21 protein-coding genes are annotated in these 25,580 nt (G+C 63.1%); 11 read left to right on the forward strand and 10 right to left on the reverse strand.

Features of this window, described 5'->3' with window-relative positions:
• The 4 genes from HY921_00260 to HY921_00275 form a co-directional block, all read left to right on the forward strand.
• Positions 1–4,677 (forward strand): response regulator (locus HY921_00260; GenBank protein ID MBI5629304.1); only part of this gene is annotated, 4,677 nt, incomplete at its 5' end.
• Between the two features lie 14 nt (positions 4,678–4,691).
• Positions 4,692–6,314 (forward strand): response regulator, encoded by a 1,623-nt coding sequence (locus tag HY921_00265; GenBank protein MBI5629305.1) that lies wholly within the window; start codon positions 4,692–4,694, stop codon positions 6,312–6,314.
• A gap of 43 nt (positions 6,315–6,357) precedes the next feature.
• Positions 6,358–7,032, forward strand: a complete 675-nt coding sequence (locus HY921_00270) for an N-acetylmuramoyl-L-alanine amidase (protein ID MBI5629306.1) — start codon at positions 6,358–6,360, stop codon at positions 7,030–7,032.
• A 75-nt stretch (positions 7,033–7,107) separates the two neighbouring features.
• Positions 7,108–7,500: a hypothetical protein gene (locus HY921_00275; GenBank protein MBI5629307.1), complete on the forward strand. Its 393-nt coding sequence runs from the start codon at positions 7,108–7,110 to the stop codon at positions 7,498–7,500.
• Between the two features lie 21 nt (positions 7,501–7,521).
• Here HY921_00275 and HY921_00280 read toward each other — a convergent pair whose 3' ends face one another.
• Together HY921_00280 and HY921_00285 are read right to left on the reverse strand one after the other, a co-directional pair.
• Positions 7,522–8,712 (reverse strand): hypothetical protein, encoded by a 1,191-nt coding sequence (locus HY921_00280; GenBank protein ID MBI5629308.1) that lies wholly within the window; start codon positions 8,710–8,712, stop codon positions 7,522–7,524.
• 168 nt (positions 8,713–8,880) lie between these two features.
• Positions 8,881–9,318, reverse strand: coding sequence for a nucleoside deaminase (locus HY921_00285; GenBank protein MBI5629309.1), 438 nt, complete (start codon positions 9,316–9,318; stop codon positions 8,881–8,883).
• A gap of 58 nt (positions 9,319–9,376) precedes the next feature.
• Here HY921_00285 and HY921_00290 point away from each other — a divergent pair, with 58 nt between their 5' ends.
• Positions 9,377–10,093, forward strand: a complete 717-nt coding sequence (locus HY921_00290) for an FKBP-type peptidyl-prolyl cis-trans isomerase (GenBank protein MBI5629310.1) — start codon at positions 9,377–9,379, stop codon at positions 10,091–10,093.
• 129 nt (positions 10,094–10,222) lie between these two features.
• Here the strand turns inward: HY921_00290 and HY921_00295 are convergent, their stop codons facing one another.
• Together HY921_00295 and HY921_00300 are read right to left on the reverse strand one after the other, a co-directional pair.
• Entirely contained in the window at positions 10,223–10,471 is a 249-nt protein-coding gene (locus tag HY921_00295; GenBank protein MBI5629311.1) for a CPXCG motif-containing cysteine-rich protein, read from the reverse strand.
• 218 nt (positions 10,472–10,689) lie between these two features.
• Positions 10,690–13,350 carry an isocitrate lyase/phosphoenolpyruvate mutase family protein gene (locus HY921_00300; protein ID MBI5629312.1) on the reverse strand — a complete coding sequence of 887 codons (2,661 nt, stop codon included), beginning with the start codon at positions 13,348–13,350 and terminating at the stop codon, positions 10,690–10,692.
• 58 nt (positions 13,351–13,408) lie between these two features.
• On the opposite strand from HY921_00300, the gene acnA reads away from it, so the two are divergent.
• Positions 13,409–16,150 carry an aconitate hydratase AcnA gene (gene acnA / locus HY921_00305; protein MBI5629313.1) on the forward strand — a complete coding sequence of 914 codons (2,742 nt, stop codon included), beginning with the start codon at positions 13,409–13,411 and terminating at the stop codon, positions 16,148–16,150.
• Here acnA and HY921_00310 read toward each other — a convergent pair.
• Positions 16,107–17,048, reverse strand: coding sequence for a trypsin-like peptidase domain-containing protein (locus HY921_00310; protein MBI5629314.1), 942 nt, complete (start codon positions 17,046–17,048; stop codon positions 16,107–16,109). The genes acnA and HY921_00310 overlap by 44 nt on opposite strands.
• A gap of 25 nt (positions 17,049–17,073) precedes the next feature.
• On the opposite strand from HY921_00310, the gene HY921_00315 reads away from it, so the two are divergent.
• From HY921_00315 to HY921_00330, 4 genes are read left to right on the forward strand one after another with little or no spacing between them, the layout of a single operon-like run.
• Positions 17,074–17,430: a PAS domain S-box protein gene (locus tag HY921_00315; GenBank protein MBI5629315.1), complete on the forward strand. Its 357-nt coding sequence runs from the start codon at positions 17,074–17,076 to the stop codon at positions 17,428–17,430.
• A gap of 6 nt (positions 17,431–17,436) precedes the next feature.
• Positions 17,437–17,820, forward strand: a complete 384-nt coding sequence (locus HY921_00320; protein ID MBI5629316.1) for a hypothetical protein — start codon at positions 17,437–17,439, stop codon at positions 17,818–17,820.
• Positions 17,780–18,568, forward strand: a complete 789-nt coding sequence (locus tag HY921_00325) for a hypothetical protein (protein MBI5629317.1) — start codon at positions 17,780–17,782, stop codon at positions 18,566–18,568. Before HY921_00320 ends, HY921_00325 begins: the two co-directional genes overlap by 41 nt.
• Positions 18,558–18,983, forward strand: coding sequence for a response regulator (locus HY921_00330; protein ID MBI5629318.1), 426 nt, complete (start codon positions 18,558–18,560; stop codon positions 18,981–18,983). Before HY921_00325 ends, HY921_00330 begins: the two co-directional genes overlap by 11 nt.
• Before the next feature lie 10 nt (positions 18,984–18,993).
• Here the strand turns inward: HY921_00330 and solA are convergent, their stop codons facing one another.
• Together solA and HY921_00340 are read right to left on the reverse strand one after the other, a co-directional pair.
• On the reverse strand, positions 18,994–20,121 hold the full coding sequence (gene solA / locus HY921_00335; GenBank protein ID MBI5629319.1) for an N-methyl-L-tryptophan oxidase: 1,128 nt from the start codon (positions 20,119–20,121) through the stop codon (positions 18,994–18,996).
• Between the two features lie 14 nt (positions 20,122–20,135).
• A complete protein-coding gene (locus tag HY921_00340) occupies positions 20,136–20,573 on the reverse strand; it encodes a hypothetical protein (protein ID MBI5629320.1) in 438 nt (145 codons plus the stop codon).
• 52 nt (positions 20,574–20,625) lie between these two features.
• On the opposite strand from HY921_00340, the gene HY921_00345 reads away from it, so the two are divergent.
• Entirely contained in the window at positions 20,626–22,884 is a 2,259-nt protein-coding gene (locus tag HY921_00345) for a protein kinase (GenBank protein ID MBI5629321.1), read from the forward strand.
• Here the strand turns inward: HY921_00345 and HY921_00350 are convergent.
• The 3 genes from HY921_00350 to hemB are packed head-to-tail and all read right to left on the reverse strand — an operon-like array spanning position 22,873 to position 25,561.
• Positions 22,873–23,328, reverse strand: coding sequence for an EVE domain-containing protein (locus HY921_00350; protein MBI5629322.1), 456 nt, complete (start codon positions 23,326–23,328; stop codon positions 22,873–22,875). The genes HY921_00345 and HY921_00350 overlap by 12 nt on opposite strands.
• On the reverse strand, positions 23,325–24,602 hold the full coding sequence (gene hemL, locus HY921_00355) for a glutamate-1-semialdehyde 2,1-aminomutase (GenBank protein MBI5629323.1): 1,278 nt from the start codon (positions 24,600–24,602) through the stop codon (positions 23,325–23,327). The genes HY921_00350 and hemL overlap by 4 nt, the downstream gene beginning before the upstream one ends.
• Positions 24,590–25,561, reverse strand: coding sequence for a porphobilinogen synthase (gene hemB, locus HY921_00360; GenBank protein ID MBI5629324.1), 972 nt, complete (start codon positions 25,559–25,561; stop codon positions 24,590–24,592). Before hemB ends, hemL begins: the two co-directional genes overlap by 13 nt.
• Positions 25,562–25,580 lie beyond the last annotated feature (19 nt).

Raw genomic sequence — 25,580 nt, forward strand, 5'->3', positions numbered from 1 at the left:
GCCCGCGAAGTGGGCACCGACGGCAAGCTGGGCGGCCAGGCGGCCGTGCCGGGCGTGGCCGGCACGTGGAAGGACCTCACCGACTCCGTGAACTCGATGGCTTCCAACCTCACGGCCCAGGTCCGCAACATCGCCGAAGTGACCACGGCCGTCGCGCGCGGCGACCTCTCGCGCAAGATCTCGGCCGACGCCAAGGGCGAGATCCTGGAGCTCAAGAACACGATCAACATCATGGTGGACCAGCTGAATTCCTTCGCCTCCGAGGTCACCCGAGTCGCCCGCGAGGTCGGAACCGAGGGCAAACTCGGCGGACAGGCCGTAGTGAAAGGGGTGGCCGGCATCTGGAAGGACCTCACCAACAACGTCAATTTCATGGCCTCCAACCTCACCAGCCAGGTCCGCAACATCGCCGAGGTCACGACCGCGGTGGCCAAGGGAGACCTCTCCCGAAAGATCACCGTGGAGGTCAAGGGCGAGATCCTATCCCTGAAGGACACCATCAATACCATGGTGGACCAGCTGAACTCCTTCGCCTCCGAGGTGACCCGCGTGGCGCGCGAGGTCGGCACCGAGGGAAAGCTCGGCGGACAGGCCGTGGTGAAGGGGGTGGCCGGGGTCTGGAAAGATCTCACCGACAACGTCAACTCCATGGCCTCCAACCTCACCAACCAGGTCCGCAACATCGCCGAGGTGACCACGGCGGTTGCCAATGGAGATCTTTCGCGCAAGATCACGGTGGAGGTGAAGGGCGAGATCCTTCAACTCAAGAACACGATCAACACCATGGTGGACCAGCTGAGGTCTTTCGCCTCCGAGGTTACCCGGGTCGCCCGCGAGGTTGGCACCGAGGGCAAACTAGGCGGCCAGGCCCGAGTAAAGGACGTGGCCGGCATCTGGAAGGACTTGACCGACAACGTCAACTCCATGGCCAACAACCTCACCAACCAAGTCCGAAACATCGCCGAGATCACCACGGCCGTCGCCAAGGGCGACCTCTCGAAGAAGATCACGGTCGACGTCAAGGGCGAGATCTTGGCCTTAAAGGACACCATCAACACCATGGTGGATCAGCTGAACTCCTTCGCCTCCGAGGTCACCCGGGTCGCCCGCGAGGTTGGCACCGAGGGAAAGCTCGGCGGCCAGGCCGTGGTGAAAGGGGTGGCCGGGGTCTGGAAGGATCTCACCGACAACGTCAACTCCATGGCCTCCAACCTCACCAACCAGGTCCGCAACATCGCCGAGGTGACCACGGCGGTTGCGCGCGGCGATCTCTCACGGAAGATCACCGTGGAGGTGAAAGGCGAGATCCTGGCCTTAAAGGACACCATCAACACCACGGTGGACCAGCTGAACGCCTTCGCCTCCGAGGTGACCCGCGTCGCCCGCGAGGTCGGCACCGATGGAAAATTGGGCGGCCAGGCCATGGTGAAAGGGGTGGCCGGCATCTGGAAGGACTTGACAGACAACGTCAACTCCATGGCCTCCAACCTCACCAGCCAAGTGCGCAATATCGCCAAGGTCGTGACGGCGGTGGCCAACGGGAACTTGAAGCAAAAGCTCGCCCTGGAGGCGCGCGGAGAGATCGCGGCCCTGGCCGACACCATCAACGCCATGATCGACACCTTGGCCACCTTCGCAGACCAGGTCACCACGGTGGCCCGCGAGGTGGGCGTGGAGGGAAAGCTCGGCGGCCAAGCCCGAGTTCCAGGCGCCACGGGCCTCTGGAGGGATCTCACCGACAACGTCAACCAGCTCGCGGCCAACCTCACCACCCAGGTGCGGGCCATCGCCGACGTGTCCACGGCCGTGACCAAGGGAGACCTCACCCAATCCATCACCGTGGTGGCCCAGGGGGAGGTGTCGGCCTTGAAGGACAACATCAATGAGATGATCCGCAACCTCCGCCAAACCACGCGCAAGAACGCCGACCAGGACTGGCTCAAGACCAATTTGGCCAAGTTCACGCGCATGCTCCAAGGCCAGCGCGACATAGACACGGTCTCGCGCCAGATCCTCTCGGAGCTAGCGCCTTTGATCTCGGCCCAGCATGGGGTGTTCTACGTCTACGACGACGACTCCCAGGAGGAGAAGCCCCTGAAGCTTCTGGCCTCCTACGCCCACAAGGAGAGCCTTTCCCTCCCCGAGCACCTGGGCCTGGGGGAGGGCTTGGTCGGGCAATGCGCCCTGGAGAAGCAGAAGGTTCTGCTCACGGGCGTGCCCTCCGACTACGTCAAGATCAACTCCTCCTTGGGCGAGGCCGCGCCCTTGAACCTCACGGTGCTCCCCGTCCTCTTCGAGGGCCAGGTCAAGGCCGTGATCGAGCTCGCCTCCTTCAACCGCTTCAGCGAGATCCACCTCACTTTCCTGGAGCAGCTCACCGAGTCCATCGGGATCGTGCTCAACACCATCGCGGCCACGATGCGCACCGAGGATCTGCTCAAGCAGTCCCAGTCCCTGGCCCAGGAGCTCCAGAAAACCAACGCAGAGCTCGAGGAGAAGGCGCGGCTCCTGTCCGAGCAGAAAAAAGAAGTGGAAGCCAAGAACCGCGAGATCGAGGTGGCCCGCCAGGCCATAGAGGAAAAAGCCGAGCAGCTGGCCTTAACCTCGAAGTACAAGTCCCAGTTCTTGGCCAACATGTCCCACGAGCTCCGGACCCCCCTCAACAGCCTTCTCATCCTGGCGCGGACTTTGGCGGAAAACGCCGAGAAGAACCTGCTCCCCAAGCAAGTGGAGTTCGCCAAGACCATCCACTCCTCAGGCAAGGACCTCTTGGCCCTCATCAACGACATCCTGGATCTCTCCAAGATCGAGTCCGGAACCATGTCCCTCGAAATCAGCGAGGTGCGCTTCCAGGAACTGCAAGACTACGTGGAGCGGGGATTCAGGCAGGTGGCCGCGGAGAAGGGCCTTGAGTTCTCCGTCGAGGTGGATGAACGCCTCCCCAACGCCCTCAATACGGACTCCAAGCGCCTGCAGCAGATACTGCGCAATCTCCTCTCCAACGCCCTCAAATTCACCGAGAAGGGCAAGGTCCTCCTGCGCATGATGGTGGCCAAGGGCGGCTGGAGCCGGGAGCAGGAGCTCTTGAACCGCGCCGACTGCGTTCTGGCCTTCGTGGTGTCGGACACCGGCATCGGGATCCCCCTCGATAAGCAGAAGATCATTTTCGAGGCCTTCCAGCAGGTGGACATGACCACGAGCCGCAAATACGGTGGCACGGGCCTGGGGCTCTCCATCAGCCGGGAAATCTCCAAGATGCTGGGCGGCGAGATCAACGTGCAGAGCACCCCCGGGCAAGGCAGCACCTTCTTCCTCTATCTCCCGCTCTCCTACACCCCGCCGCGGCCGCGGCCCTTGGAGCTCGTGACCATGGAGGATGTACAGGCCATCGCGGTCAAGGAAGCCAAGTCCTTAGAGGAAGAGTCGCAAGTCCCGGAAACTTTGCCCATCGATATAGAGGACGATCGCGGCGCGATCCAGACCGAGGACCGCGTCATCCTCGTGATCGAGGACGACGTGGCCTATGCCCAGATCCTGCGCGACATGTCGCGCCAGGCCGGCTTCAAGGCCCTGGTCGCGACAAGGGGAGATTCGGGCTTGGTCTTGGCGCACAAATACCTGCCCCACGCCATCACTTTGGACTTGAAGCTCCCCGACATGGACGGCTGGGCCGTCTTCGACCGGCTCAAGCACGATCCCCAGACCCGGCACATCCCCATCCACATCATGTCCGTGGAGGAACAGGTCGAGCGCGGCCTGTCCCAGGGCGCCTTCGCCTATCTGGTCAAGCCCGTCTCCGGCGAGGCCTTGTCCGGGGCTCTGGGCAAGATGCGAGGCTACATAGACCGCCCGGTCAAGAACCTTCTCGTGGTCGAGGACAACGAGGCACAGAGGATGAGCATCCTGGAGCTCTTGAACTCCGGCTCCATAAAAATCACGGCCGCCAGCTCCGGACAGGAGGCCCTTGAGGTTTTGAAGAGAGAGTCCTTCGACTGCATGGTCCTTGACTTGAAGCTCCCCGACATGACGGGCTTCGAACTCATCCGCCGCTTGAAAAGTGAGCTGGGCTCCACGGAAACACCCATCATAGTCTACACCGGCAAGGATCTCACCAAGAAGGAGGAGCGCCAGCTGCGCCAGGTGACGCAGTCCATCATCGTCAAGGACGCCCGCTCACCGGAAAGGCTCTTGGACGAGGTGGCCCTGTTCATGCACCAAATCGTCAACCAACTTCCCGAGGCCAAGCGCCAGCTCCTCGAGGAGCTGTACCAATCCCAACCCCTGCTCTCCGACAAGACCGTCCTCATCGTGGATGACGACGTGCGCAACATCTTCGCCCTCACGAGCGTCTTGGAGCGCTACCGGATGAAGGTGGTCTACGCGGAGAACGGCAAGGCCGGGCTCGAGATACTGCAGACCACCCCCGGGATAGATATCGTGCTCATGGACGTCATGATGCCCGACATGGACGGCTACGAGACCATGCGGGCCATACGCCGAATCGAGCAGTACAAGCGCCTGCCCATCATCGCGCTGACGGCCAAGGCCATGAAGGGCGACCGGGAGAAATGCATCGAGGCGGGAGCTTCCGACTACATCCCCAAGCCAGTGGAGATCGAGCAGCTGCTCTCGCTATTGCGGGTCTGGCTGTACCACTACATCTTCAGCCCGCAATGATGGGATAGGAGACCATGCCCAAAGAAAGCCTGCTGCCGGGGAGCGTTGCCGCCGAGAGGCGGAGCGCGGCGCCTGCCCAGATCAGCGTCCTCCTGGTGGACGACCGGGAGGAGAACCTGCTGGCCCTCGAAAGCGCCCTAAGCGGGCTCGGGCACAGCCTGGTCAAGGCCCGCTCCGGCCAGGAGGCCTTGAAGCAGCTTCTCGAGCGGGACTTCGCCGTGATCCTCCTCGACGTCTACATGCCGGGCATGGACGGCTTCGAGACGGCCCGGCTCATCCGAGAGCGCGAGCGCTCCAAGCTCACCCCCATCATATTCCTGACCGCGGTGAGCAAGGGCGAGATGCAGGTCTACAAGGGCTACTCGGTCGGAGCCGTGGACTACATCTTCAAGCCCTTCATCCTGGAGGTCCTGCGCGCCAAGGTATCGGTTTTCGTGGACCTCTTCATGAAGACGGAAGAGATCCGCGCGCAGGCCGAGCTCCTGCGCCAGATCGAGGGGCGCGAGCACCGCAGGGCCTTGCGGGAGATGAGGGCCCAACGCAACCGCTTCTTCTACCTATCCCTGGACCTGATGTGCACCTTGGGCTTCGACGGCTTGCTCAAGGAGATCAATGTCTCCTGGGAGAAGACCTTGGGCATCCCCAGAAACGAGCTCCTGTCCAGGCCCTTTATCGAACTGGTCCATCCCGACGACAGGAAGGCAACCCTGTCCTACTGGCGCCAGCTTGCCTCACCCCTGGCGCGGGGCCTGGAGAACCGCGTGCGCTGCCGGGACGGGTCCTACCGCTGGCTCTTGTGGAACTCCACCCCCTTCCCCAAGGATAAGGTTCATTACGCGGTGGCCCACGACATCACCGAGCGCAAGCGCGCCGAGGAGTCCCTCAAGGCCCTCAACGAGACCCTGGAGGCCCGGGTCCGCGAGAGGACGCGGGAGTTCTCGCGCATCAACATCGAGCTCGAGCGCTCCAACGTCGAGCTGGAGCAGTTCGCCTTCCTGGCCTCGCACGACCTGCGCGAGCCCCTGCGCAAGGTGGCAAGCTTCACCGAGCTCCTGGCCAGCCGCTACCGCGGCAAGCTCGACCAGAACGCGGACCAATACATCCGCTCCATCGTGAGCGGAGTGGCACGCATGGGGGAGATGATCTCGGATCTGCTCGAGTACTCCCAGGTCGGCAAAGGGGAGCGGCCCTTCAAGACCGCGGCCCTGGAGGACATCCTGGGCAAGGCCCTCTTGGACCTCTCCGTGGCGATACATGAAAGCAAGGCCACTATCACCCACGACCCCCTGCCCGCGGTCAAGGGAGACGCCGTGGAGCTGACGAGCCTGTTTCTCAACCTCCTCAACAACGCCGTCAAGTTCCGGGCAGACGCGCCCCCGGTCATCCATGTCTCGGCCAAGCCCCAAGGCCGGGAGTGGGTCCTGACGGTTCGCGACAACGGGATCGGCATCGATCCCGCCTACCACGAGCGCATCTTCGCCATATTCAAGCGCCTGCACAGCAAGGACAAATACCCCGGGACCGGAATCGGCCTGGCGATCTGCAAGAAGATCATCGAGCACCACGAGGGGCGCATATGGGTAGAGTCCGAGCTGGGGCGCGGCACTGCCTTCCATTTAACTCTCCCGGCGCCTTGACAGGAGTTTTGCGGGCTGTTATATAAGGAGTATGCTGACTGCCATGGCGCTCGGGCTTGGGCTGGCGAGCTCGGGGCTCTTCCGAGGTCCCGCCGCTGCGGGGGGCGGGGCCGTCATTCTCGACCCCGGGCACGGAGGAAAAGACTTCGGGGCCATCGCTCAAGGCCGGCGGGAGAAGGACATAACCCTCTCCATCGCCCGTAAACTCAAGCTGCGCCTGGACAAGCTCGGGCCCGGCGCGAGGCTGACGCGCGAGGGGGACGATTTCCTGGCTCTGCCCCGGCGCATAGAAGAAAGCCTGGCCTGGGAAGGGCAGGTTTTCGTGTCCCTCCACCTCAACAAGGTCAAACGCAAGCAGGAGAGGGGGATTCAAATCTATTCCTATGGGCTCACCCCCATCCCCGGCGGAAGCCGTCTGCCGCATCTGCCCCCCTTGCCGGCTCCTCCGAGGCAGGCGCGGCTGGCCAGCGAGGAATTGGCCGCTTTCATGACGCGGGCCCTGCGCGGCCAGGGCCTGGCGGTCAACCCGCCGGAGAAGGCCGCCTTGTACGTGCTGAAGAACCCGCGCATCCCGAGCATCCTCATCGAGCTCGGCCATTTGAGCCACTCCCAGGAAGCCGCGCGCCTCGCCGATCCGGCCTACCAGGAGAGGCTGGCCGAGGCCCTGGCTCAAAGCCTTGCCGCCTGGCGCGCTCAAGTTTCGGTGGCCAGCCGCTGACCCGTCTGCGCGCAACAAATTTGTCATTGCCGAACGCCGGCCGCGTGGTATCCTTGCAAAGATGACGCGCAACGAATGAAGAAAACATTCCTGGCTTTTGTCGCCTCCCTGGGCTTGGCCTATTACCGCCTGCTGGGGGGCCCCATCGACGGAACCGCCTGGGATATCAAGATCAAGCCCGACTCCCTGTTCTCCTTCTCGCACAAGGACACCCTCATTTTCACCAAGGGGCAACTCAGCGTCCCCGGGTTCGCCTCCTCGGGCTTCTCCCCGGCCTACTACAACGCCCAAAACATGGATGGGCAATTCGACACCATGTGGGTCGCCTCCTTCAACGACGCCGAGAAGGGCGTGGTGAGCTGGCAGGGGATGATCAAGGGAGACCAGGTCGAGGGCGTGGTGGTCTGGTGGACCAAGGGCGGGAAGCTCAAGCGCTACACGTTCAAGGGCAATCGAAAGACGGTCTAGCCTAGAAGTTCCTTCTTTGAGTTATTCGCAGATGATACCTTTCCACCTCAAGTTCTTCTCGAGCCTCTCCAGCTCCTGCTGATATCGCGCCTTCACGGCGGCAACGTAGGGATAAAGCCTGGGCAGCTTCTTCGACGCCAAATAAGGCGCGGTCTCTGCAAAGATTGTCTTCTTATTGGCGCAAGGGTTCGACTCCATGGAAGAATCGCCCCAAATATGGGCATTTTCCCTCTCAAGCATCTGATTAATGGCCACTAAGGCGCGCACGTTTCGCGCTGGGATGTATTGTCCGTAATAGAGCGTCTTATACGCCTCCATTGGGGATTTCCCGGCATCCTCTAGATCGGCCATTGCCCGCAAAGTATCCTTAAGGCCACCCAGAATTTTTTCCGACAGGAGAGGACCCATCACGGACTTGGGGTCCGTTTTTAAGGATTTTTCCAGGGCATCCGCGAGAATCCGGCGCCGAGCCGGATCGAAGAGCTTGGCGGTCTCGAATGCTTGGCTCTCATACTCCAGCTTCAGCCTTGTTTCTTCCAAAAGCCCCTCGTCGCATAAGCCCTGAGGGCACCCCCCGGGAACGCTCATCAAGTCCCTCACCGGATTGCGATGGTATTGCCAGGCGTGGAGAAGCTCATGGGCGATGATCTCCCCAATCGAATCCTGGAAAGCCTTCGCTGTCTTGGGGTCATTCCGACCCATTTTCTCCGCCAGCTCAAGGATCCTTACGAAGTATTCGGTGTAATTCACCTTGATGGTTCCATTCGGGAAATACCCCCGGTCGGGGTAAACATACTCGGGATCATCCTCGGCCGACCATCCTGCGACCGAACTCTTGGTGTAAACTACATTCTTATGATTGATGACCGCGACGGTCTCCAAGGCTGTCTCTTGAAGGTGGGGCGGAAGGCTCTCGAACGCGGCCTCGTAGGCCTTTCCCACCAAGGCTATTTCCCTCCTATGCTCCAGGCGGTCCGGGTCCGAGCCGTGCTTGCCGTCCAGCTCGCAGATGATCTTAAACTTCGACCCGGCCGCGGTCTTTGCGGCCACGGGCCCCGGCTTATCGCCGCGCTTCCAGCATTGGGGGCAGTCAGTCGAGCTTGACAGTTCTTGGAAAGCGGGAGAATTGTCCGCCGTGATCCCAAATACCCCCTGGGACCAGCCGTAAATTCCAAACCATAAGACGAGACAGCCGGCGAGAAAGTTCTTCATGGGCCCAGGATAATCTCCCTGGCTTGAAAATTCATGGGCCAAAAGGGAATCGCGGTTGGGATTTAAGCCTACAAGAATTTTAGGACTTTAGACCTATGACTTACCCACCGAAATTTCCCGGGAAGTTTTGGTGGATAAGTCGGGGTGGGAGATAACTCCAGAAGGCGGCTACTTGCCGATATCCTCGTTCCAGAGGCGGGGGTTCTCCGCGATGAAGCGGCTCATGAGCCCGGCGCACTCCTCATCGTCCAAGTCCACGACCTCGACCCCGTGGGAGCGCAGGAACTCGGGGCCTCCGGGAAAATTCCGGGACTCCCCGGCGAAGACCTTGCGGATGCCGAACTGGACCACGGCCCCCGAGCAGAGATAGCAGGGCATGAGGGTGGAGTATAGAACGGTCCCGGCGTAGCCGCCGATGCGCCCGGCCTGGCGCAGGCAGTCTATCTCGGCGTGGGCCATGGGGTCTCCCAGCTGGACCCGGCGGTTGTGCCCGCGGCCCAGGATCTTACCGTCCTTGACCAGGACCGAACCGATGGGAATGCCGCCCTCGGCCAGGCCTTGGCGGGCCTCCTCGAGCGCGGACCGCAGAAACGGGTCTTTTGCCATGACGCCCTCCATTATGATAAATTTTCCGGGAGTTTAGGTTAAAATCCAGGAGAAAGTCATGAAGAAATTAGGTTTGATTCTCATCCTCGGCGGCGTCGCCGCCTCGGTTACATTGGCCAAGGATTCCCGCCTCGACTTCAAGAGCGAGGAGCAGAAAGTCCTCTACACCTTGGGCTGGGCCCTGGGCCGGAACATCTCGGTCTTCAACCTGGCTCCCGAGGAACTCCCCTACGTCTCGGAGGGCCTCAAGGACTCGGTGCTCGGCAAAACCACCGCCCAGGTGGACTTGAACGCCTACGGCGACAAGATCAACGGCCTGGCCCAGGCCCGGGTGACGGCCCAGGCCGAGGCCCGGAAGAAAAAGGAAAAGCCCTTATTGGAGAGCGCCGCCAAGGAGACAGGGGCCCAAGTCCTGCCCTCCGGCTTGGTCTATAAGGAACTCAAGGCCGGCACGGGCCCTTCCCCCAAGGCCAGCGACACGGTCAGCGCCAACTACACCGGAACTTTGGCCGACGGCACGGTCTTCGACAGCTCCTCCAAGCACGGCGGACCCCTGGATTTCCCCCTGAACGGGGTCATCCCTTGCTGGACCGAGGGCATCCAGAGGATGAAGGTCGGCGGGAAGGCCAAGATCGTCTGCCCCTCGTCGCTGGCCTACGGCGACCGCGGCCAGCCGCCGGTGATTCCAGGGGGCGCCGCCTTGGTTTTCGAGGTCGAGCTCGTCAAGATCGCCAAGCCCGAGGCGGAGAAAAAAGCCGGCCTGAAGGGGAAATAGCTCAGGGATCCGAGCAGTCCCGCATATACCCGCAGCGCGGGCATACGATCTTGCAGTGTTTCTCCTCCATGCGGTCGCCGCAGAGGGCGCAGACGTAAGCGAATAAAGCGGCCATGGAATTCTCCCGAATCAGGATCTGTGGGCGTCGACTTGCAGTTCGCCGTCCTCATTGCTGACACGCAAAACAATGGGACGGCAGCAGACCTGGCAGTCCTCGTAGAGGCTTTGTCCATCTTCCTCGGACGTCAAGCGGACCTCAAAATCCTCGGAGCAGTAGGGGCAGGCCACTTGGAGCCATTGCTCGGTGCGCACGGCGCTGGGGGCCGCCGAAACCTCGTTGAAAACCGATTGAAGCTCCTCGTCTCGAGGGCCTGGCATGCGGCCTCGCGGACTGGCGCCCTCTGATTTTCTTCTGACCGTCGTCTTCCTGGTGGTCTTGGTTCTCACAAGCACAGAATAACTCCTGGCTAATTTTTGCGCAAGACCCAAGTGGTCCTAGGCGCCGCCGTTGGCGCCTGGGATTGGAAGAGACGTCGTTATGGAACGGCTGGTGCCAGGCACGCTTCGCGAGCCAGGCACCAAGAGGAATGACGCCATCAAGCCCCCTTGCTGACTTTCTCCAGAGTGAGCCACCGATTGGTGCCGGCGAACTTCTGGTGCATGCGGGTGCGCGGCTCGCCGTCGGGAGACTGGACCTCGGCCAGCTGGAGGTCGGCCAAGGCCTCGAGGCCCTTCCTACGGAACTCCTTGAGGGAGGACTCCAAGGCCATCCCCACGGTCCGGAAGGCGAGCAGCGTGGAGAACTGGAGGGTGTAGCCAAGCTGGCCCAACTGCTTGTTCGACAAGAGCTTGCCCTCCTTCTTGGCCTTGCCCCAATGCAGAGAGGGAGAGAGGTTGAAGCCCAGAATCTGCTCGGGAAAATACTTATGCACTCCCTCGGAAAACCTTGCGGGCCCCTCAAGATCGGTGTCGTTGAACTCCGGCCAAATCACGTCAACGCCCAGGGAGGCCGCCTCGAGCGCGCGGTCCACCGCGTGGTCCACCCCCCCCTCCCTCCCGCCCGGAACGGCCCCGTCCACCGCGTCGGTGCGGGCGATCACGACGAGGTTGACCCCCGCGGCCTGAGCCGCCGCCTTGACCGCGATGAGCTTCTCGATCCACTTATGGGTCGGCACCAAGACCTTGGACCTCTTGACCCCATGGTGGGCGATGATGTGCCCGCAGGTCCTCTCGGCCGGATCCTGGTCCTCCAGGTGCACTCCACCCACGCCGGCCCTGATGAGCTCGCGGGCCAAAGTGAAGGTCTGGGTCGGCCCGCCGAAGCCGGCCTCTATGTCGGCGAATATCGGAGGAACGTTCAAGACTTCTCCTCCATTGTCGTAGAAATGTCGGTCGCGGGTGCCCTCGATGCCGCGCAAAAGCTCCCGGGCCAGCTCCACCATGGAATGGGAGGGGTAGATCCCGATGTCGGGATACATGCTGTGGGCCACGGCGAGCTGCCAGCCGCTCGCGTAAATCGCCTCGAAGCCGAGGTCGGTCAAAAGCGAGGCTGTCATGGCGTCGTAGGCCCCGGCCGTGTGCAGGAAGGACTTCTCCGGCTGGGTCCGGCGCAGGGCGAATTTCTCCTTGAGAAGGCTCCTCAGCTTGTCGGCGGGGTGGATCTGCTCCAGAGGCGCGTACATCTTTAAGAATTCGGCGACGGGGTAGCTCCAGGCCTTGACCCCCTCGGGCAGCGCGGGGTTGATGGTTTCTTTGATCATGGTTAGGCTCCAATGGCTTGCGCGTCTATATTTCTCCGCCGTCCCGGGATCCGGGCTCTCCAGCTCCTGCAAGATCTTGGCGAGCTCCCCCTCGAACCACTCGGCCACCAGCCCCTCGGTGACTGCCGTCCCCTCGACGGTCTTGACCCCATGTCGGATGCGCTGGGCGACCATGAGGCGGTAGATCCGGTCCGTGGCCAGGTCCTCCATGAAGTTACCGATGAGGCGCCCCTCTCGGTCGTAGCCCTTGATCATCCGGGCCCCGAGCCCTGAAAGCACGCCGAAGCGATACTCGATCATGGTGCGGATGGCGTCCTTGGTCCCGGACGCCGTGACCGCCCCCGCTCCCGCCGGGCTGGGGGCCAGATCCGGACGGCGCGGGGCCTCGGGATGGGTCACGGAAAGCTGGTTCGGGGCCGGAAACTGGGAAATCGCGCTTTCGTGCTGGTCCGGGTGCCCGGTCCAGGCCCCATCGAAGCCCAGGGCCGCCTCGTTCTTCTTGTCGGCGCGCAGCCGCTCCTCGGCCCGGCGATTGATCTCAGGGTTCTGGCGGTCCGGGAAAAGCGCCGTCATCCCTCCTATGGCCAGGGCCCCGCGCCGGTGGCATGCGTCCACCAGTCGCACGCGGATATTCTGGAAGAAGGGGATGTCGTGGGGGATCGTGTTGCGGTCCGGAAGGATCCAGGCAGGGTCGGCCAGCTTGAATTGGAGGAGGCTCGCCATGTAATCCCAGCGCCCCAGGTTGAGCCCAATGACGTGCCGCCGCGCGGCGTAAAGGATCTCCTCCACCTGATAGGCGGCGGGCAGGGACTCGATCAGGAACATGATCTTGGTCGTCCCCTCCGGCACAGAGATCTCTGCCTCCATGGCGGCCAACACGTCGCTGTACCAGGCCGCCTCCTCGAAGGACTCGACCTTGGGGATGTAAAAGCAGAGCTTGGCCTGCAGCTCCGGCTTTTTCGCGGCGGCCCGGCGCTCCTCGGCGGTCGCGAAAAACACCGAGGCCAAGTCGAAAAGCGAGGCGCTGGCGCGCTCGCCCCCCAATGCGTTGGCCTCGTCCAAGTGCAGGCCGCGAGGGCGGTAATACATGACCTGGGAGCTGGGCCTGGCGCGCGCGGTCTTCCCCGTCGCCGGATCGGAGTAGGACAGCGTTGCCTTGATGGCCGCTATAGTGTTCTCTTGCGCGGCCCTGACGTGAGCCCAATCCGTGGTGATGGAGTCCTCTCCGTCGGGCATGCAGCCCGGGTCAGGGGAATTGCGCATGGCTACGAGAATCTTGGCGTTGTCGGCCGGGCCCGTGATTTGGTTGCGCTGGTCCTTGGCCCAGCCCGGCAAAGCGAGGCGCCAAGATCCGGTCGTGGCGGGAGAGTCCGGCAGATAGCCGGGCAAACGGTCCTCGTGGGCCGCGAACAGGGCCTTTCTCCTCGAATCGAGAAGCTCCTGGCGCCGGGCCTCGAAGGCCTTGTGCAAAGGCGGAAAAAAATCAAGCGCGCTCATTAGCCTTGAATTCTATGTAAGTCCGGTGGCAGACTGCAACTTTTGCTAAAATGGAAATATGAATCCCAGATCCATTGACAGCTTCCAGACTCGGACCTCGCTCAAGGTCGGCTCAAGGGAGTACCGAATTTTCAGCCTGGCGGCCCTGGAGAAAAAGGGCTTGAACCTCTCGCGCCTTCCCATCTCGCTGCGCATTTTCGTGGAAAACCTCCTGCGCCACGAGGACGGCGTCACGGTCAGCAAGGACGACATCGCGGCCGTGGCCCGGGCCGCGGGCAAGGAACCCGAGGAGCGCGAGGTCTTCTTCATGCCCGCCCGGGTGCTCATGCAGGACTTCACCGGAGTCCCGGCGGTGGTGGACCTGGCGGCCATGCGCCAGGCCATGAAAAGAATGGGAGGCTCTCCGGATCGGATCAACCCCCTCCAGCCCGTGGACCTCGTGATCGACCATTCCGTGCAGGTGGATTCCTTCGGCACGCCAGGCGCCTTCGCCGAGAATTCTGCCATCGAATTTAAGCGCAACAAGGAACGCTACGCCTTCCTTAAGTGGGGCCAGAAGGCCTTCCGAAATTTCCGCGCCGTTCCTCCCGAGACGGGCATCGTGCATCAAGTCAACCTCGAGTACCTGGCCAAGGTGGTCTGGCGCTCCGCCCAGGACCAAGAGGTCTGGGCCTACCCCGACACCGTCATCGGAACCGACTCGCACACCACCATGATCAACGGGCTCGGGGTTCTGGGCTGGGGGGTAGGAGGCATCGAGGCCGAGGCGGCGATGCTGGGACAAGCCATGCCCATGCTCATACCGGAGGTGGTCGGCTTCAAGCTCAGCGGAAAGCTGAGGGAGGGAGCCACCGCCACCGACGCGGTCCTGACCGTGACGGAAATGCTCCGCCGCAAGGGCGTGGTGGGAAAGTTCGTCGAATTCTACGGCCCGGGGCTCTCCTCCCTGGCCTTGGCCGACCGCGCGACCTTGGCCAACATGGCCCCGGAGTACGGGGCCACGGTCGGATTTTTCCCGGTGGACGAACGCACCCTCGAGTACCTGATTCTCACCGCCAGGCCCGCGGAAGAGGTCGAACTCGTGGAGAAATACTGCCGGGCCCAGGGGCTCTTTCGCGATGACAAGCTCGAGCCGCTCTTCCATGACGGGCTAGAGCTGGACCTGGGCAAAGTCGAGGCCTGCTTGGCCGGGCCCAAGCGGCCCCAAGACCGCTTGACGCTGGGCGCGGTCAAATCCTCCTGGGAGAAAAACCTGCCCGCTTACCTCAAGGAGAAGGACAAGAAGGGGCGCCTCCCCGCACCAGCCGGAACCGAGGTCGAGGTCAAGGCCGACGGCAAAGCCTTCAAGATCGGACACGGCGCGGTGGTGATCGCGGCCATCACCTCCTGCACCAACACCTCCAACCCCTCGGTGATGCTGGGAGCCGGGCTTTTGGCCAAGAAAGCCGTCGAGAAGGGCTTGCGCGCCAAGCCCTGGGTCAAGACCAGCCTCGCCCCTGGATCGAAGACCGTCATGGACTACCTGGAGGCCTCCGGGCTCAAGGCGCCCCTGGAGCGTCTCAATTTCCATTTGGTCGGCTACGGCTGCACCACTTGCATCGGAAACTCGGGGCCCTTGCCGGAGGCCGTGGCCGAGGCGATCTCGAACCAGAACCTGATCGCGGCCGCGGTGCTCTCCGGCAACAGGAATTTCGAGGGCCGCATCAATCCCCTGGTAAAGGCCAACTACCTGGCGTCCCCCCCGCTGGTCGTGGCCTACGCCTTGGTCGGGCGCATGGATATTGACCTCTCCAAAGAGCCCCTGGGGGCTGGAAAGGACGGAGCCCCCGTCTACCTAAAGGACATCTGGCCCTCCAACGAGGAGGTCGCCCGGACCGTCGCGGCCTGCGTCAAGAAAGAGATGTTCGCCCGGCAGTACAGCGATGTTTTCGCCGGGGACTCCGATTGGAGCTCTCTCGAGGTGGCCCAGAGCTCCCTCTACGAGTGGGACTTGGGCTCCACTTACGTGCGCCTGCCTCCCTACTTCGAGAGCTTGAAGCTCTCGCCAGAACCACTGGCCAACATCCGGGGGGCCCGCGCCCTGGCGATTTTCGGGGATTCAGTCACCACCGACCACATTTCCCCCGCGGGAAACATCCCCAAGGATGGCCCCGCCGGCCTCTACCTCCAGACAAAAGGCGTCAACCCCAAGGACTTCAATTCCTTCGGGGCGCGCCGCGGCAACCACGAGGTCATGGTGCGCGGGACTTTCGCCAACATCCGGATCCGAAATCTCATGATCGAAGGGGCCGGCGGCTACGCCCTGCACCTGCCTAAGAAGAAGCTCATGCCCATCTTCGAGGCCTCGGAGCTCTACCGCCGAACCGGAACTCCCTTGGTCATCCTGGCCGGCAAGGAGTACGGCTCTGGCTCCTCGCGCGACTGGGCCGCCAAGGGGCCGGCTCTCCTGGGGGTCAAGGCCGTGATCGCCCAAAGCTTCGAGCGCATCCACCGCTCCAATCTCGTCGGAATGGGGATACTCCCCCTGCAGTTCAAGGCCGGGGAGAGCGCTCAAAGCCTGGGGCTGACCGGCCTAGAGGTCTTCGAGATTTCCGGGCTGGCCGCGGGCCTTAAGCCCCGCCAGGAAATCTCGGTCAAGGCCGTCGGCGAAGCGGGACAAGTCGCCGCGTTCAAGACCCTGGCCCGCATTGATACCGCGATCGAGCTCGAGTACTACCGCTACGGGGGCGTGCTGCGCTATGTCCTCTGCCGGATGCTCAATCAAAAGGAACCGGCCCTAAGCGGCTCAGACGGAAAATAACCTCCGGCTCCGGACGCGGCAGGCTCCCAATCGCCGCCGAGATCTTGGTCACGTCCTCGCCGCGGCAGCCCTCGCTCGGGCAAACCTTGGACTGGCGGCAGGCCTTCCCAGGCCTGGTCTCGTAGTCTATCTCGCCGCGCACGAGTATCCCCTCCACGAGTCCGGTTTTGGCGTTGAAAACCGCCGAGCCAGAGTTGCCTCCGTAGGTGTCGAGGTTGGCGATAAAGAATCCGTTGGGCGAGCCATCCCGGACCTTGGCTCCTCCGGCCACCTTGGTCGGCAGGCCCGCGGGATGCCCGACCACGAAGAGAGGCGTTCCCTGCGCGATGGCCGAGGGATCGCGGTCGAGCGCGAGCGGCGCGTGCTCCTCTTTTTTCACCGCGCGGTCGAGCCGCGCCAAAGCCCAATCCGCGCCGCGACCCTCCTCCTTGCGCCCGACCAAGGCCTTGCACCCGTAAACCTCGCCGGCCGGCACGCTCTTCGGAGTGCCGATGCTCTTATCCATGATTCCGAAGCCGAAAACGAACTTGGTGCTCCTGCAGGCGGACTCGCTCCTGAGGCAATGCCCGGCGGTGAGCACAAGATCGGGAGCCACCAAGAAGCCGGAGCAGAAGGCCCCGGACCCTTGCTCGTAGAAGGGCTCGTCGGAGCAGAGGCGCATGCCCTCGCCGTAAGGCGAGGAGGAAAGGAGGGCCTGGCCCCTATCGAGGGAGACATCCCCCGCCTCGAACAAAGCCACCGTGGAGCCGGCCAAGGCCAGGACTTTTGGGTCCCGGATTTGGTAGAGGTCCTTGCGATCATCGTCCCCGTAGATGACTTCCGGGTCAACCGGGGAAGCGGCCTTGACCGCGGCGGCCGCAGAAGAAACGGCCAAAAACGCCAATATGGTATATTTCATGAGGCCATTAGATATAATTAAACGAATGAACACAATCGAGGACGTCGCGCGAAGGACCGACGTTCCCGTCATTGTCGCCGATCACAATGGGAACATAACCGATATCAACCCCTCCTTCACGGAGATTTTCGGCTGGAGCCGCACGGAAATCCTGGGGCGACCCTTGACCGTCATTATTCCCAAGGACTTGCGCGACGCGCACCACCTGGGATTTTCCCGCTTCCTTTCCACGGGAAAGCCGACTCTCCTAAATCAAGCCCTAAAGCTCAAGGCAATCAAGAAGGACGGAAGGGAATTCGACGCCGAGCACTACATAGCGGCCGAGCATGACGGCAAGCACTGGACGTTCGCGGCGACGATCCGGCCGCTCAAGAAGGATTGAGAGCGCATGCCCGGCGATAGCCAGCTCGTTTCGGAGCTGCGCGCGACTCTAGGAAAGCTCGAGGTCGCTCTCGGAGCCATCAACGACGCCATCGTCTGGGTCAATGAATCCGGTAAAATCCAGTGGGGCAACAAACCCTTCAACGCCCTGATCAAACGCGCAAGCCTGGAGGCTCTCGGAAAGGACCTTGTCAATCTCCTGCCCCTGCGCCGCGGGGGAAAAGCCGTGCCTCCCGATTCCCATCCGGCCCACCTGGCCTTGAAGTCGCCTTCGTCCGTGTCCCAAGATTTCGAGTTTCAACAAGACTCTGAGACCCTGTCCTTGGAAGTTTTCGCGGCCCAAGTCCGCCTTGAAGAGGGGGGGGGCGAGCGTGGTCTTGGTCCTGCATGACATCAGCCGGCGCAAAATGGCGGAGGAAACCCTGCGAAAGGCGAAGGCGGAAACCGAATCCGCCTACAAGGACCTGGAAGTTTTTAGCTATTCCGTAGCCCACGACCTCAGGGCTCCCGTGCGCAAAATCAACGGCTTCTGCCGGGCCCTGGTCGAGGATTGCGGCGGGGAAATAGGCCCGAAGGGACATGAATTCCTCGAGCGCCTATGCGCGGCAAGTCAGGACATGGGGCGGCTCATAGACAGCTTGCTCGAGCTTTCCGGCGTGACGCGAACGGAGCTCCGCCTCGAGCGGGTCGACCTCAGCGCATTGGTGGAATCCATCGCGGCCGGGCTCAGGAATGGCGAGCCCGGCCGGAAAGTCGAATTTGCCGTCGCCCCTAATCTCGCGGCCATGGCCGACGCGCACCTCCTGCGCAGCGTCCTGGAAAATCTCCTGCAAAACGCCTGGAAATTCACGTCCAAGCACGCTCGGGCGCGCATCGAGTTCGGCCTGACGCAGGCAGACGGCCAAGCCGCCTATTTCATCAGGGACGATGGGGCGGGCTTCGATCCCGCCTTCGCCGGCAAGTTGTTCACCCCCTTCCAGCGGCTGCACGGCTCGGCGGAATTTCCCGGAACCGGGATCGGGCTGGCCACCGCGCAGCGCATCATGCGCAAGCATGGCGGCCGCATTTGGACGGAAGGCGCCGTAGAGAAGGGAGCGGTATTCTACTTCACCTTGCCCGGAGCAATCTATGGAAAATAAGATCATTCTCCTCGTCGAGGACGACCCAGACGACGTGACCTTGATGCTGCGCGCCCTTAAGAGAAGCAACATCAAAAACGAAATCGTCGTGGCCCACGACGGGATCGAGGCCCTGGATTTACTCCGCGGCGCCTCCGTGATGCCCGCGGTAATACTCCTCGACCTCCATCTGCCCAAGATGGACGGCCTCGAGGTCTTGAGCCGCCTTCGGGGAGACAAGCGCACGAAACTCCTGCCCATCGTGATCCTTACCTCTTCCAAGGAGGAGCAAGACAGGCTCAATGGCTACAGCCTAGGCGCCAACAGCTACATCCGCAAGCCCGTTGATTTCACGGAATTCGCCTCCGCCGTGGCCCAGCTCGGGCTGTATTGGCTGCTTCTCAACGAACCCCCGCCGCCCCATAAGGCGAAGTGATGGATTCCCGTTAAAAACGGGATAGCCGGAAGCGGTGCATGTTGAGCTCGGGCCTAGCCGAGGTCATGAACTCCGCCATGGTCTTGCCGATCAGGGGCGCGAACTTGAAGCCGTGGCCCGAAAATCCGCAGGCCACGAAGGCGTTCGCGGCGCCCGGTAGGCGGTCCAGGATGAAATCGCCGTCCTTGGTGTTGTCGTAGTAGCAGACAGAGCCCTCGCTCTCCGTGAAGTCGGAAAGCTCCGGCATGAAGCGCTTGAGAAAGGCCCGGCATTTTCTTTCAAAGGCGGGTGTGATCTGGGCTCCGGCCTCGGGCTTGGCCGTCGGCCCCTTGCCGTGGTCCCCGATCTTCATGAAGCCATGGATATGCAGCGGGAACCCGTAGAAACCCTGGCTCAAGGCGGCGAACACGGGGAAGTGCTCGGGACGATAGCGGCCGCGATTGATGGGGGGCCTCAAGTAAAGCTGCTGCTGGCGAGTCACCTTGAGGGGTATCTTATAGGGCTTGAGGAGCTGGGGCGTCCAATAGCCGGCGGTGAATAGAAAGCTTTCAGCCTTCCATTGCTTGCCCTCCGAATCCTTGACGGCCAGGATTTTCCCCCGGGCGCGCACCAGACTCTCCGCCTTGGTCTGCGTGCGGACCCTCACCCCTTTCCTCTGCGCCAGTCCGCAGACCGCCGCGGTCGCGCGCGAGGCCCAAAGCATCCCGCCATCCTTGTGAAATATCCCGTACTTGATGGCGCGGGTGTTGAGCATGGGGTAATGGCGGCGGAGTTCGCCTTTCTCCATTCTAACCGCATGGACTTTCATTTCCTTGAGGACCCGGAAGCTGTCCTCCTCGTAGCCGCGCGCGGTCACGGCCAAATCCAGGACTCCGTTCTGCAGGAGGAGGGACTCATTGGCCTGGGCCCCCCACTCGAGCCAGAGGGGAAGGCTTTTCATGGCCATGGCCGTATAGAAAGCGTCCTTCCCGTAGCTCAAGCGGAAAACGCGCAGGTGGTCGCCCGATGCGGCCGCGGCGTTGGGGATGCCGCTTTGGTCGAGGAGGACGACGCTCTTGCCCCTAGAGGCCAGCCAATAGGCGGCACTCACGCCCATGATCCCACCGCCCACCACCACCACGTCCGGTTTCTCGGCCATGAACTCGCTAAATACTACCTTAGAAAGCGGCTCTCAATCAAAGAGAGCACTCGCTCCACCGGGTCTCCGGGGAAAAACCGCGCCCAGCGCCCGCCTTCCTCTAGAACCCTGCGCCCTAGCTCCGAGTCTGCCGTGACCACGCAAACCCGTCCCTGGCCGAGGTACCGGCCTGCTCTCACGCGATCGAGGATGACGTCATCGGCTTTAAGGCCCTCGGCGAAGCGGATCCTGAAATTGGCGGCTCGGGCCGAGGAGGCCAACGGCGCCCGGCAAGGGCCGTCGAAGAAAAGCTCCACCTCGACGCGCCCGGCCAATCCCTCGCAAAGCCGGGCCAAGGCCTCAGAAAGGTATCGGTTATCGGAGAGTTCCTGCTCCTCGAAGGCGGGGCCTGCGTAGCCGAAGCAGCCCCTCACGACGTTGGTCCCGTCGACACAGCAAAGGCGGACCAGCATGGCCAATTATACAACTTGACAGCCTCCCCCTACGACCTCTAAACTCTCCCAAATGCGTGGCTTCGTGCTGGCCCTCGCCTGTCTCCTCTTGGCCTCCTCCCCGGCGGCCGCGGCCGCCCGGAGCGACGGGCCGCCGGCCCATATACTGAGGCAAGCCTACGATTCCATAAAGGAAGACCCTCCGTTTCCGGGGCAGCAGCCCCTCCTCCAGGCCATGGAAGCTCTCCTGCGCAAAACCCGCGACGCATCCGCCGAACGAAGGCAGGCCGTGGTTCGGGAAGGCCTCGACGAGATCAACGCCGCGGCCTCGAGCCTCGAGCTCTTCTCGGCGCCGCCGGCCGCCAGGCGCAAGGCCTGCGCGAGGCTTGCCTGGCTCAACAACAGCGCGGGACATTGGGAACAGGCCCTGCGCCTTTCCGATCTCATCCTGCTGGATCAGCCCCAGGATCCCGACGCTCTCTTGAGCCGCGCCACCGCCCGCTTCGGCCTCAAGGATTACCAAGGCTCCCTCGCCGACGCCGAGGCCGCCCTGCGGGCCGATCCAGGCAATCCCCTGGCGCACCGGGCCAAGGCCATGGCCGCCTACGGCTTGGGAAACGAGGACGTCGCCTTGGCGCAAGCCAAAATGGCATTGGCCCTCGACCCAGACGACGCCACCGCCTCGGCCCTGGCCAAGCTCTCCGAAAACAAGGTGCGCGCTGTGAGCCTCGAACTCTACCGATCCGATCTTCCCGCGCAAATCCGGAGGCAGTACCACAACACTTCCGAGCAGATAAGCCAAGTCGAGGAGAATATCCGCTACCCCAGCGGCATCCCCGGGCCTCCTTCAGCGGCGCGACTTCTGCAAAAGGCGGCGGACAAGATCGCCCTCAAGGACTATCCGGGAGCCGTCGAGGAGGCCGCCCGCGCCCTGGCATCGGATCCCGGCAGCTTCCTCGGCCATTACTATAGGGCCGCGGCCTACAACCTCCTGGGAGAATACGAGAAGGCCGTCCAGGACGCCACCAGGGCCCTGGTCTTAAGACCGAGCGACACCGCGGCCCGCGACGCCAGGGCCTGGGCCTTCAACCGGCTGGGGCGCCCCAACGACGCCATCGCGGACTCCTTCCACTCGCTAGAGATCAATCCCAAAAATCCCTACGCTTTCGCCAACCTGGGGGCTTCCCACGAGCTCCAGGGGGACCTCACCTCCATGCTGAGCGAGCTCAAGGAGGCCGCCCTCTTGAGCCCCCTTTTTGAGGCCGCTTACCGCGACGCGGCGGCCCGCCACGGGCTCGAGCCGGAGCCCCTGCCTTCCAGCCACTATCAAGGGGCCTCCCCCATCTGGGCTCAAAGGAAGCAGGCGCGGCGCAATGCCTTCCTGGCCTTGGCCTTGAGCGCGGCCCTTGGGGGGTCCTTGATCGCCTTGGGATTGCTGCGCCCCGGAAAGCCGCCCCGGCGATCCCACCGGGACGGCGGAGGCGACGGCTTGGCTGAAATCCCCACGGCGGCCAGCGTCCGCGAAAAATACGAGATCGGGAAAACCATCGGCATGGGCGGCATGGGCGTCATCTTCGAGGGCTTCGACCGCTCCCTGCAAAGGAAGGTCGCCATCAAGATGATCCGCGAGGAGCTCAAGGTCGAGGCCGAGGCCAGGGCGCGCCTCCTCGAGGAAGCGCGGACCGTGGCCTGCCTTCATCATCCCCACATCATAGACATTTACTCCATCATCGAGGACGACACCGGCCTGTACCTGGTCTTCGAGCTGGTCGACGGCGAGCCCTTGGACCACCTCCTGCGCGAAAAGAAACGGCTGTCTCTGGCCGAGAGCAAGCGCCTGCTCAGGCAGGTCTGCGAGGCCCTCGACTTCGCGCACGAGCGCCAGATCATCCACCGGGATCTAAAGCCCTCCAATATCATGGTGACTCCAGAGGGCGTGGCCAAGATCATGGACTTCGGGATCTCCTGCCACGGCATCGGGCGTCAGGACCTGAGCCTGCGCGAGACCGCGGCCGGAACCCCGGAATACATGTCCCCCGAGCAGAGCTACGGCCGGGTCCTGCCAGAGTCGGACATCTTCTCTTTGGGGGTCTGCCTATACGAAATGCTCACCGGCCTGAGGCCTTACCCCGGCTCGGCCGGCGCCGCGATCAAGGCCTCTCGGGACTACCACAAAGCCTCCCAGATCGCGCCCAACATCCCGGCCGCGGCCGATGAGCTCATTGCCTGGGCCCTGCACCCGAATCCCGACAAGAGGATCCACACGGCGGGACGGTTTTGGAAGCTCCTCGAGGCCATCGAGGAGCCGGCCTTGCCGACTTTAGGCCGATAATTTAAGAATCGCGTCCCATTGAGCCCGGGTGACGGGCTGGACCGAGAGGCGGCTGCGGCTGAAGAGAGGCATGCCCCTCAACAAGGGAATGCCTCGGAGCTCTTCGAGAGATAGGAATCTTTTAAAGACCTTCACGAAACGAACGTCCACCTGGTACCAGATAGGGCGCTCAGGCGAGGCCTTGGGATCAAAATGAGCGCCCCTAGGAACGAATTGGCTCGGATCCGGGTAAGCCTCCCGGACCACCTCGGCCAGGCCGGCGATCCCGGAAGGGTCGGCGTTGGAATGATAGAAGAAGACGCCGTCTCCCGGCCTCATCTGCCTCATGTAATTGCGGGCCTGGTAATTGCGCACCCCGTCCCAGCCGCTAGTCCGGCCCGGCGCCCGGCGCAAGCCCTCTATCGAAAAAACCGCCGGCTCGGACTTCATGAGCCAGTAATTCACGCGAAGGCCTTGCCGGCCGCCGCGATGGTGGCATCCAAGTCCTCCGCCGTGTGGGCGTAGGAGACGAAGGCCGCCTCGAATTGAGCCGGAGGCAGGTAGACGCCTTGGCCCAGCATCTTGTGGAAAAAGCGCGCGTAAGCCTTGGCGTCGGCGCGCTTGGCGGTCTCGTAGTCGTGGATGGGGGAGGCGCAGAAGAATAGCGTGAACATGGACCCCGCGGAATGGATGCGCAGGGGGACCCCGGCTTTGTCGGCTTGCCTTGCGATTCCTTGGGCGAGGTACTCCGTGAGCTGGGCTAAGCGCTCGTAGGGCTTCTCCTCCTCGAGAATTCGAAGGCACTCCAGGCCCGCCGCCACCGCCACGGGATTTCCGGAGAGAGTGCCCGCTTGGTAGACCGGGCCCAAGGGAGCCACGAGCTCCATGATATCCCGGCGGCCGCCGTAAGCCGCCAGCGGCATTCCCCCTCCCACGATTTTCCCGAGGCAGGTGAGGTCCGGCTTGATCTTCAGCAAGGTCTGGGCTCCGCCCCAGCAGAGGCGAAAGCCGGTGATCACCTCGTCGAAGATGAGAACGGACTTGGCCCGGCTCGTGATCCGGCGCAGGCCCTGGAGGAAGCCATCCCTGGGGCTCACCACTCCCATATTGCCCACGACGGGCTCCACGATCACGGCCGCGATGCGCTCTCCCCAGCGGGCAAAGGCGCCTTCGACCGCCTTCAAATCGTTGTAAGGCAGCGTGATCGTGGTCTTGGCCCAAGACTCCGGCACTCCGGCCGAATCGGGCGCGCCCAAGGTCATGGCCCCGGAACCCGCCTGGACCAAGAGACTGTCCACGTGCCCGTGGTAGCAGCCGGAAAATTTCACCGCCAGATCCCGGCCGGCGCGGGCGCGGGCCGCGCGCAAGGCGCTCATCACGGCCTCGGTGCCCGAGCTCGTCAGCCGGACCAGCTCCATCGAGGGGAAAGCCTCCTGGATTTTCTCGGCCAGCAGAACCTCCCCCTCGGTCGGAGCCCCGAAAGTCGAGCCCATCGCCGCCGAGGCCTTGACGGCCTCGACGATCTCGGTCCTGGCGTGGCCCAGGATGAGGGGACCCCAGGACAAGCAGTAGTCTATGTAGCGGCGCTCGTCCGCGTCGAAGAGGTAGGCGCCGGAACCCCTGCGCATGAAGCGCGGGCATCCCCCGACGGCCCTGAAGGCCCGGACCGGGGAATTGACGCCTCCGGCCAAGACCTTTTGCGCCCGGGCGAACAGTTTTTCGGAGGCTAGGCCAGCCAACGGGCCGCCTCCAGGGCGTAATAGGTGAGGATGAAATCGGCCCCGGCGCGCTTGATGCCGAGAAGGGACTCCAAGGCCGTTCTTTTCTCGTCGATCCAGCCGTTTTGGGCCGCGGCCTTGATCATGGCGAACTCGCCCGAGACGCTGTAGGCCGCCGTGGGCAGGCCGAACTTGTCTCGCACGGCCCTGAGCACGTCCAGGTAGGCAAGGGCGGGCTTCACCATGAGCATGTCGGCCCCCTCCTCCACGTCGAGGGCCACCTCGCGCAGGGCCTCTCGGATGTTGCCGGGGTCCATCTGGTAGGAGGCCCGGTCGCCGAAGCCGGGCGGAGACTCGGCCGCCTCTCGGAAGGGCCCGTAGAAAGCGCTGGCGTATTTGGCGGCGTAAGCCAGGATCGGCGTCATGGAAAGCCCCCCCCCGTCCAAGGCCTTCCGGATGGCGGCCACCTGCCCATCCATCATCCCGCTCGGCGCGATCACGTCGGCCCCGGCCCGGGCCTGGGACACCGCGGTCTTGGCGGCCAATTCCAAGGTGGGGTCGTTCAAGATCGCGCCGTCTTTGACCACGCCGCAATGCCCGTGATCCATGTACTCGCAGAAGCAGAGATCCGCCATCAAGATCAGGCCGGGGTAGCGCTCCTTGGCGGCGGAGAGCGCCCTCTGGGTGATCCCGTCCTCGGCGTAGGCGCCGGAGGCTCTGGCGTCTTTTTTGTCGGGGATGCCGAACAAAATCACCGCTGGGATCCCGGCGGAAACCACGGGCCCCAGGGCTTTGACCAGCTCGTCCACCGAATATTGGAAATGCCCAGGCATGGACTTGATCGGCCGGCGCTCCCCCTTGCCGGGGCGAACGAAGAAGGGCATGACGAAATCGCGGGGCGAAAGAGCCGTCTCGCGCGTGAGAAGCCTCATGGCGGGACTGCGGCGCAAGCGCCTGAGCCGAGTCGCTGGAAAAGCCACGCCCTATTTTATCAAAGAA

The sequence above is a fragment of the Elusimicrobiota bacterium genome (assembly GCA_016218575.1).
GTDB lineage: Bacteria > Elusimicrobiota > Elusimicrobia > UBA1565 > UBA9628 > JACRDN01.

Excerpts from the sequence above, each read along its gene's own strand:
- HY921_00265 (MBI5629305.1), top strand. The coding sequence starts at position 4,692 with ATGCCCAAAGAAAGCCTGCTGCCGGGGAGCGTTGCCGCCGAGAGGCGG.
- HY921_00270 (MBI5629306.1), top strand. The coding sequence starts at position 6,358 with ATGGCGCTCGGGCTTGGGCTGGCGAGCTCGGGGCTCTTCCGAGGTCCC.
- HY921_00275 (MBI5629307.1), top strand. The coding sequence starts at position 7,108 with ATGAAGAAAACATTCCTGGCTTTTGTCGCCTCCCTGGGCTTGGCCTAT.
- HY921_00280 (MBI5629308.1), bottom strand. The coding sequence starts at position 8,712 with ATGAAGAACTTTCTCGCCGGCTGTCTCGTCTTATGGTTTGGAATTTAC.
- HY921_00285 (MBI5629309.1), bottom strand. The coding sequence starts at position 9,318 with ATGGCAAAAGACCCGTTTCTGCGGTCCGCGCTCGAGGAGGCCCGCCAA.
- HY921_00290 (MBI5629310.1), top strand. The coding sequence starts at position 9,377 with ATGAAGAAATTAGGTTTGATTCTCATCCTCGGCGGCGTCGCCGCCTCG.
- HY921_00295 (MBI5629311.1), bottom strand. The coding sequence starts at position 10,471 with ATGCCAGGCCCTCGAGACGAGGAGCTTCAATCGGTTTTCAACGAGGTT.
- HY921_00300 (MBI5629312.1), bottom strand. The coding sequence starts at position 13,350 with ATGAGCGCGCTTGATTTTTTTCCGCCTTTGCACAAGGCCTTCGAGGCC.
- acnA (MBI5629313.1), top strand. The coding sequence starts at position 13,409 with ATGAATCCCAGATCCATTGACAGCTTCCAGACTCGGACCTCGCTCAAG.
- HY921_00310 (MBI5629314.1), bottom strand. The coding sequence starts at position 17,048 with ATGAAATATACCATATTGGCGTTTTTGGCCGTTTCTTCTGCGGCCGCC.
- HY921_00315 (MBI5629315.1), top strand. The coding sequence starts at position 17,074 with ATGAACACAATCGAGGACGTCGCGCGAAGGACCGACGTTCCCGTCATT.
- HY921_00320 (MBI5629316.1), top strand. The coding sequence starts at position 17,437 with ATGCCCGGCGATAGCCAGCTCGTTTCGGAGCTGCGCGCGACTCTAGGA.
- HY921_00330 (MBI5629318.1), top strand. The coding sequence starts at position 18,558 with ATGGAAAATAAGATCATTCTCCTCGTCGAGGACGACCCAGACGACGTG.
- solA (MBI5629319.1), bottom strand. The coding sequence starts at position 20,121 with ATGGCCGAGAAACCGGACGTGGTGGTGGTGGGCGGTGGGATCATGGGC.
- HY921_00340 (MBI5629320.1), bottom strand. The coding sequence starts at position 20,573 with ATGCTGGTCCGCCTTTGCTGTGTCGACGGGACCAACGTCGTGAGGGGC.
- HY921_00345 (MBI5629321.1), top strand. The coding sequence starts at position 20,626 with ATGCGTGGCTTCGTGCTGGCCCTCGCCTGTCTCCTCTTGGCCTCCTCC.